General features: G+C 47.0%; 9 protein-coding genes. 1 reads left to right on the top strand and 8 read right to left on the bottom strand.

What is annotated here, in order from left to right; translation table 11 throughout:
• Positions 1–392 (bottom strand): winged helix-turn-helix transcriptional regulator (locus ACWA6V_RS13250; protein ID WP_449522935.1); only part of this gene is annotated, 392 nt, incomplete at its 3' end.
• 124 nt (positions 393–516) lie between these two features.
• Between ACWA6V_RS13250 and ACWA6V_RS13245 the strand changes: the two genes are divergently transcribed.
• Positions 517–1,392 carry an SDR family oxidoreductase gene (locus tag ACWA6V_RS13245; protein ID WP_449522934.1) on the top strand — a complete coding sequence of 292 codons (876 nt, stop codon included), beginning with the start codon at positions 517–519 and terminating at the stop codon, positions 1,390–1,392.
• Between the two features lie 103 nt (positions 1,393–1,495).
• Here ACWA6V_RS13245 and ACWA6V_RS13240 read toward each other — a convergent pair whose 3' ends face one another.
• From ACWA6V_RS13240 to ACWA6V_RS13210, 7 genes are all read right to left on the bottom strand, one after another.
• Positions 1,496–2,752, bottom strand: a complete 1,257-nt coding sequence (locus tag ACWA6V_RS13240) for a cellulose binding domain-containing protein (protein ID WP_310067917.1) — start codon at positions 2,750–2,752, stop codon at positions 1,496–1,498.
• 18 nt (positions 2,753–2,770) lie between these two features.
• Positions 2,771–3,508, bottom strand: coding sequence for a hypothetical protein (locus ACWA6V_RS13235; RefSeq protein WP_449522933.1), 738 nt, complete (start codon positions 3,506–3,508; stop codon positions 2,771–2,773).
• 367 nt (positions 3,509–3,875) lie between these two features.
• Positions 3,876–4,967: an SGNH/GDSL hydrolase family protein gene (locus ACWA6V_RS13230; protein ID WP_449522932.1), complete on the bottom strand. Its 1,092-nt coding sequence runs from the start codon at positions 4,965–4,967 to the stop codon at positions 3,876–3,878.
• 169 nt (positions 4,968–5,136) lie between these two features.
• A complete protein-coding gene (locus ACWA6V_RS13225; RefSeq protein WP_449522931.1) occupies positions 5,137–5,346 on the bottom strand; it encodes a hypothetical protein in 210 nt (69 codons plus the stop codon).
• A gap of 391 nt (positions 5,347–5,737) precedes the next feature.
• Entirely contained in the window at positions 5,738–6,385 is a 648-nt protein-coding gene (locus tag ACWA6V_RS13220; protein WP_449522930.1) for a hypothetical protein, read from the bottom strand.
• Between the two features lie 85 nt (positions 6,386–6,470).
• Positions 6,471–7,409: a tyrosine recombinase XerC gene (gene xerC / locus ACWA6V_RS13215; RefSeq protein ID WP_449522929.1), complete on the bottom strand. Its 939-nt coding sequence runs from the start codon at positions 7,407–7,409 to the stop codon at positions 6,471–6,473.
• Between the two features lie 24 nt (positions 7,410–7,433).
• Positions 7,434–8,093 carry a DUF484 family protein gene (locus ACWA6V_RS13210; protein WP_449522928.1) on the bottom strand — a complete coding sequence of 220 codons (660 nt, stop codon included), beginning with the start codon at positions 8,091–8,093 and terminating at the stop codon, positions 7,434–7,436.
• Position 8,094 lies beyond the last annotated feature (1 nt).

Below are 8,094 nucleotides of genomic sequence, written 5' to 3'. Positions count from 1 at the left end.
CCCACATTCTGCTCAATCCAATCCACCAAATTACGCACCTGCTCTGCAACCTCAATTCCCAGCGGCGTGAGGCTGTACTCAACATGCGGTGGCACGACGGGGAGTGAATGGCGCGCGACAAACCCATCACCCTCGAGCGTCTGTAACGTCTGCGCCAGCATGCGCTCGCTCACACCGTTAATTTTACGACGCAACTCGCTGAAGCGATGGGTGCCCGCAAGAAGCGCGACCAAGACCAACACCCCCCAACGGCTGGTGATGTGATTGAGAATAAGACGCGATGGGCACTGGTCAGCAAACACATTGCCCGCTGCCAACGCCTCGGTGATAGATGCGTAGCTGGCGGACTGAGGATCAGTGTTAGCGCTTGGGATCGGACTGTTTTTTTTCATACTTACCTTTTTGTGCGTACTTACTAAAAGTTAGCTTGATTGCTATTCTGCTCCTGAACTTGCGCGCAAGCAACCTTTTCGCGTGGCAATAGCCACTCTTTCACAACAGCTAATTGAGGTTTTTATGATCGCCATTACCGGAGCTACTGGCCAATTGGGCCGTCTTGTTATCGAACAACTGCTACAAAATATTCCCGCCAACCAACTGATCGCGCTGGTGCGCAACCCCGCTAAAGCGAGCGATTTGCAAGCGCGCGGACTGCAGGTTCGCGCCGCAGATTACACCCAACCCGCCGCTCTCGAAGCCGCGTTACAGGGTGTAGAAAAATTACTGCTGATCAGCAGCAGTGAGGTAGGCCAACGCCTGGAGCAACATCGCAACGTGGTGGCAGCCGCAAAAAAATCCGGCGTGAGACTACTCGCTTACACCAGTATTTTGAACGCGCAAGATTCACCAATGGACCTCGCGCACGAACACCGCGAGACCGAACAATTGATCAAAGCGTCGGGTATTCCTTTTGTATTGTTGCGTAATGGTTGGTACACAGAAAATTACACCGCAGGCATCCCCACCGCACTGCAATTTAATGTGCTGCTCGGCAGCGCGGGCGATGGAAAAATTTCACTCGCGGCTCGTGCCGACTATGCAGCTGCCGCCGCAAAAGTGTTGGTGCGCGATGATCAAGCAGGAAAGATTTACGAACTCGCAGGGGATGCGGCATACACACTGGCAGACTTTGCCGCCGAGTTATCGCGCCAAACCGGGAAACAAATCCCCTACAACAATTTACCGGAAGCGGAATATCGCGGAATTTTACAAAACGCAGGTCTACCTGATTGGCTCGCGTCTCTGCTCGCTTCATCCGATGCCAGTGCTGCGCAGGGTGCACTGTTTGATGAAAGCCACCAATTGAGCCGGCTGATCGGCCGCGCCACTACACCTTTGGCAGACACCATCAGGACTGCATTAGCAGAGGGAGCAACTGCAGCCGCGCATTAAATTTCGCCCTGTGGAATAAAAATGTTGCGGGGATTTAGCAGCGCAGCCTTGCTCATGTTGCACATAACATCAATGAGCAAGGCCGCGAAAACGATAGGGAAAATTAGCGACAACTTTTCCCAGTCAACTCTGGTATTTCATGAGAGCTGTTGCGCGGTTTAATCCCGTACAGCGTAACTCGCACACGCTGACCGGGATTTATGCTCGCATTATTTGCTTGATTAACCGCTGTGTAGGGATTGCGGCCCGACACATTAGCGCCACTGGCGTATGTCAGGTAAGCACCGTTGCTGTACTGCCAATTCAATGACCAACCATTAATCACTTGATTGGTAGGGTTGGTGATATCAATCACCGCCGTAAAACTGCGCGAGCCTTGATTCACCACGCGATAATCACACTGCGCCAACGCCGATACTACACCTGTGCTTGATGCAGCCCGACTGGATGCTGAGCTTCTGATTAGACTACTGGCTACAGACGAGCGGCTTGAAGTTGTCGCAGTAGAAGAGCGAATACTGGAACTAATACTGATTGCTTGCGATGAACGACTCGATGACACAGTGTTAGCTGGCGTTGAACTCGCGCGACTTGATGAGACAACAACCAACGACGATTGACTCGACGAGGATGCAATCGCCGATCTGAATGCAGCGATTTCATTTTTCACATTATTTAACGCTTGCGCCGCGTGAGCTTCGTCGGGTTGTCCGACAGGAACGCCGCATGGCACTCCCAAACAATTCACATCAGGGTTAGAAAATTTCGCTACGCGACCACTCGCTTTATTCACATAAAGCCAGGAGTAAGTCATCACCGTACCAAACAAACCATCCACCCCGTGACCCAACGCGTAGGAATAGCGTGCACCGCCGGTGTCACCTTGTTTGCGTGAATGATTGAGCCCCATGTTGTGCCCCAGCTCATGCGCCAGCACCAGCGGGCCGCAATCCGGCCCAACCACATTCCATGCCCAGGGCGCGCTCACAGCCATATAGCCTATGCCGCACTCACCGGTCTGGTGCAACTGGGTAACAAAATCCGCGCCGTACTGATTACGCAAATTTACGGCGGTCGTGTCTACACGCAAACTGGTCAACACTGCATCCATACTTGCACCGGCCTGCTCATGCGGAACTGCGCCGACCAAGCGCAATTGAATATCGATGTTACTGTCTTTATAAACGTTATTCGTTTGTGCAACCCAGTTTTGCATTGCGGTTTCAACCTGTTGATTAAAATAATTCGCGCTGTGTGTGTCGTACAACACCAATAAATCAACAGTAGCCGCAAAAGACGAATTCATGCCCGACAACGGCAAGGCCAACAACATTAATTTTTTTAGCAAATTCAGTTTCATAGACATTACCTTTATCGGTTATTCGTCGGTGGGCAATAAAATATCTGTGGAATGAGGATCTTGTTTGAAGAGGGTTTCGCTGGATGCAATCCAGCCCTGGGTATCGTTTGCCTGCATCACAATGTGCCCCTGGGGCGTATCAATACCAGCGAGACTTAAACCGGGGCCTTGGGTGATAGTGACCCGCATAACGTCATCGCTTCCTACCAGATGGCCATGCAATGTGAAGCCGCCATTCGCCAATGGCTCCCGCGAGTCCACCTGCATTTGCAAATGCATCCCTAATTTTTCCAGCGGTAATTCGAGCGTGTCACCTGGCAGCAATACTTGAAAACGCTCGGGATTTAATTCAATAAATGCGCGACCATCGTTTCGCTGTTCATCGGTAATTGGCAAGCTGTCGGGGATATCAGCTGAACTTTCCCAAGCATGTGATTGTGCTAATAAATCCAGCACCTCAGCGGAAGAAAATTCACGGTAAGGATAGAGCTGATTTAATTCGGCGATACGCTGTTCAAGGTTTGGAAACTGCGGATTATCCGAAACCGCTTGATAGCGCTCGTTGTCATTATTCTGCACTGTCACTGGTTTCTCTTGTGCATCAGCCACCACTGCTGCTGTCTTCGGCGCACGTGAAATTTTTCCACTAGCACCAACACCATCGCCAGACATTTGCTGTCCGGCATTTGGCAGCACTGCAAAATAAACAGCCAGCAAAACACCCGCCGTGAATACGGCCAACAATAATTTATTCATTATTAATCCCGCCTTTTCGATCAAAACACCAGGCAATAAAATGCAGCATCGAAGACATCAACAGGTAGCTGATAACGTCGGGCACCATTTCAATCAGGCGAATTTTAGGGGGAGAGAAAAACAAAAGAGCAACGAAATTCACATCTCGCTTAATAAATCAGATTAATTGATTGAAATGCCAAGCAGCACAAAGTGCGACTGAAGACTGGTTCGCTAATAAGAATTAATAGATAAAACAGATTTGTGATGAATGCATCATATGGAATGTGACGCTACCGAACTGAGCTAAAAATAAGCATCCGGCCAAGCGCACTAGCGGCGCACGTAAAAAGCCTGAAACTGCCCAATCAGTTCTGAGCTAACACAATTAATTCCATAGCTCAGGATTAGCTTTAATATAATTCGTTAATATCTCAGCTGACTTTTTATGGTCTGACTCTGATGGGTGCCAGTGACATGCGGCAAGTTCTACCGGTTTTATGGTGACCAAGCCGATATCGCCAATACCTTTTTGTTTCAGTTCTTTAATCACACGTGTAACTTGGCTCCCCAATTCGTCACCAACCACAGCATAGGAAAGCAAGATAAAGTGGGCTTTAGGATGTTTTGTTCGCAAACTTAAAATGAAATCTTTGTAGTTTTTCACATAATCATCATGCAATGCTTCGCGTGTTTTCCATTTTTCATCAGGATTTAACGGCGTGGCAAAATCATTACCTCCCAAACCAATCACAATAATATTGGGCGACCAATTACTTTGGTAGAGCGCGCCTTTGTCATTCAGAGCGTAAGGATAAAGGGAGAGAAAGGTATTCTCCGCAAACGCACCGTTATAGTTACGAACAACACCAAAACCGGATAATGCATTTATTTGATAGTCCGCATTGAACGCTTTTGCAGTTAGTGCAGCATAGGTTATTTGTGTATCAGTGAAAGAAAAAACCTCTTCCTCTCTGCACTCACGTTTGGGCGATCTAATGCCATAACCAACAACTGCTGAATCGCCAATAAATTCAATGTTGCGTTTTGGCTTTTCCGGTGTAATTGCCTGGCTATTTACTGGAACAAAAAAACCTTCAAAAGTGCCAGTACCAAACTGTGTTTCGGTGCGCTTTTCAAGGCGAATATGGTGCTTGCCTTGAGTTAAGTTGTTAATGGAATAAGTTGTCTTACCTGGCCTTGTCAGCACTATAGGCGCCTGCCCATCAACAATAATATTGAATATGTTATTGCTGTCATTTAGTTTTAACTCGACCTCCGTGCCTATAAAAGCCGCTTCAAAATAAATGCCGGGCCATGAATAAGTGTATGTGGATTTATTATCCAATTCACCAATGACAACTCTGCCACTGTAGTGAATTGGCAATGGCTTCTTATCTTCACTGTTGAGTGAAAATGCAGACACTGAAAAAAGTGTTAATGCCAATACGAAGAGGCTTTTGGAAAAAGTATTACTCATCAAACGATTCCTTATTAGTACTTGCAAATTCAAACAATCACTCGCCCGATCTAATCTTTATTCCCTCCCATGCGCCAGCATGGAATGCTTTGTGCAAAGCAATAAAGCATGTGAAATTGTAAGAAAACCAGCAATGTTGTCATGGTTATTTCACCTTCTTCTTCGCGTGTTAACTCAAACTCTTTTTCATTTTTTTATAATTATCTGCATCAGTTTTCACAAAACCTTCCCGCTCAAAATAGCCAACAACCTCACTATTGGTCACTGTACGTTTTAGTTGCACCATCATGGGCTTTACGCCATCGGCAGAGCTATAAATAAAAGTGGAGTCATCTTTGCAGAACTTGGCGATGCTGGAAATTTCTTTAGAAGTCAGCACCCAGTAATCGATGCTGGTTTTTTTATTCCTTATGCTCCGAGAATGATGCTAGAGCAACGTAAACCAGCCCGCCCAAAAAGACAGATAAAAAGAGAAAAGTAATGAATATTTTTTTGGCTTTCACCCTATTCAGCCTCGCGGTAATGAGTGCCTTCTTTGGCAGGCTTCATGACTGTTAGGGCATAAGGTAATTGGGTTGACATTGGCTCGCCGACAGCTGGGGGAATAAGGTAGGCATAAGGAACTCAAGCAGTGACTGGAGCAGTCTGACAATTAAACTTGACTAATTGGAGCAATCGATAATAGATTCTATAACAACACCAGCAATGTTGCCGGAACGCCAACTCAATTTATTTTTTCTTTTCGATAATTTCCCTCATCAATTCTGGCATCAATCGCTCTTTTCAGCACCGCCAAAAACTATGTTTCCATTTTTAAACTTTAAGGTTACAGGCTCGTTTTGATATTTTTCCTTTACCTCATCATAAGTTTTTTTCAAAACAGACAGCTCATTATTATTAACCCAAGTAACATCAGATACCCCCCAAACATCAGAGACAAAACCAAACTCCAAAGATAGTGCATCCTCCACGTTATAAATTGACAGTCCATTGAAGCTAAAACGCGCATGAATATCGAAACCAAATACAGCCATCCTCTTTTTATCTGGAGACAAAACAGGGAAACCGCCAATATTACGTTTGTTGCTGTAAAAAGCTTTAGCATCCTTTAGAGGATGAAGATATACGGATCTTATTTCACCACTGTACTCGACTGTTTCAATAGCGGCGTAATTCACCTCGGGAAAATAAGCGACCAAGTAATATTTGATATCTTCATCTTCCGAGTCATTCAACGAAACAGTTGCGCCATCATCAAGTCTGATTCTTAATGACTCTTCTTTCCGCTCAGCAAAATCAGCATTGGATCTCAATACTTTTACTTCAATAAATTTATCGCAGCTGTGAACCCAACAGTTTTCAGCAGCTGAAGATGCACAAGCCACCATCAATAGAATAAATAAATATTTAACTTTCATTGTCACTTACCCTAAAGCTTCCCTGAAGATGAATTGAATAGATAACTCGCTACAAAGATAATCTTTTTTGCACCAAAGATTTCCACTATACCTCATCATCCGTCTTCCTCCCCGCCCTCGGATGCGCTTTATCATAAACTTTCGCAAGGTGTTGGAAATCGAGATGGGTATAAACCTGGGTGGTGGAGATGTTGGCGTGACCGAGGAGTTCTTGCACCAAGCGTAAATCACCGCTGGATTCCAGCATGTGGCTGGCGAAGGAGTGGCGGAGCATGTGGGGATGGACGGGGTTGTCCATGCCTTGTTGGATGCTGAGTTGTTGCAGACGCATTTGCACTGCGCGATGGCTGATGCGTTGGCCGCGCTGCGTGGTGAAAAGTGCGGGTTCGTCATTTTGGGTGTAGAGCTTGCGTGCTTCCAACCAATCTTTGAGCGCGGTAAGCGCATGCGAACCTACGGGGAGTGTGCGGGTTTTGCGGCCCTTACCGGTGACGGTGAGCATGGCATCCCCCCAGTCGATATCATTGATATCCAAACTCACCGCTTCTGCCAAACGCAGGCCGGAAGAATAAATTAATTCCACCAAGGCGCGGTCGCGCTTGTTAATAAAATCATCGCCTTCCACTTGAACAAATTGCGCGGCTTGGTCGGCATCCAATACTTTGGGTAATGCTTTGGGGGATTTGGGCGCTGTGATGCCATCGGCAATATTATTTTTGAGCCAGCCGCGGCGGATACAAAATTGAAAAAAACTGCGCAGCGATGACAGCCAGCGCTGCAAACTTTTTCCACCCAAACCTTCGCGATGCAATTGCGCAACTGCCATGCGGATGTGATTCACCCCCAGCATATGCAATTCTTTAATCGATTTGGATGCACAAAAAATCTGGAATTTTTCCAGATCGCGCGCGTAGCTGGTTTGGGTGTGAATGGAGAGCTGCCGTTCGCTGCGGATATAAATGTAAAACGCCGCGAGTTGTTCGGCGAAGGGCATGGGAGTAGCCGGTGGAGAAAGGTCGGTCATAAATCTCCGATTGGCAAAAAAGTGTTAGCGCGGCAAATATTTCGGCAATAAACGGTTAAGCACTTCTGCAATATAGCTCAAAAACAAGGTGCCCATGCTGGAGCGATAATATTGTGGGTCGCGGTTGCCGATGCTGAGCAAACCAAACACGCTGCCATGGATGAGTGGCACAGTCGCAACCGAACCGATTTCGCACGCGTGTCCACCAAAAATGAATTGCATCTCTTTGGTGCCAAGAGTGCCGCACACTGCGCGGCTATTTTTCAGCAATGGGCCGACATGTTCGCGCGCTTCCGCAATACTGACAATGCGCGCCTGGCTGCTGGGCACTTTGTCGGCGTTGCCGAACAAAATCACGCTAGTGAAATGGATATTAAAATCTTTATCGAAACTGTAGTGCAGCGCATCGATAATATCGCCCATATCCTGGCCTTCCAACAGACTCAGCACCAAGCGTTTGGTTTTATCAAATAATTTATCGTTGTCGCGCGCGTTGTCGAGCAATTTGCTCAAGCGGTGGCGCATATCGATATTGCGCTCGCGCAGTATCGCCACTTGCCGCTCTACCAGTGACACCGCTGAACCCGACTCGTGCGGCAAACTAATCTCTGCTAATAACTCATGGTGCTGTTCGAAAAAATCCGGATGCTCACGCAGGTAAGCTTCAATTTGTTCCGGTTCCAGT

The organism is Cellvibrio sp. (genome assembly GCF_053579595.1).
Note: the sequence above shows the minus strand (reverse complement) of the source record. Positions and strands in the feature narration are given on the sequence as shown.

Bases quoted from the DNA above. Each gene is read 5' to 3' on its own strand.
- xerC (WP_449522929.1), bottom strand. From the start codon at position 7,409: ATGACCGACCTTTCTCCACCGGCTACTCCCATGCCCTTCGCCGAACAA.
- ACWA6V_RS13245 (WP_449522934.1), top strand. From the start codon at position 517: ATGATCGCCATTACCGGAGCTACTGGCCAATTGGGCCGTCTTGTTATC.
- ACWA6V_RS13230 (WP_449522932.1), bottom strand. From the start codon at position 4,967: ATGAGTAATACTTTTTCCAAAAGCCTCTTCGTATTGGCATTAACACTT.
- ACWA6V_RS13235 (WP_449522933.1), bottom strand. From the start codon at position 3,508: ATGAATAAATTATTGTTGGCCGTATTCACGGCGGGTGTTTTGCTGGCT.
- ACWA6V_RS13240 (WP_310067917.1), bottom strand. From the start codon at position 2,752: ATGAAACTGAATTTGCTAAAAAAATTAATGTTGTTGGCCTTGCCGTTG.
- ACWA6V_RS13220 (WP_449522930.1), bottom strand. From the start codon at position 6,385: ATGAAAGTTAAATATTTATTTATTCTATTGATGGTGGCTTGTGCATCT.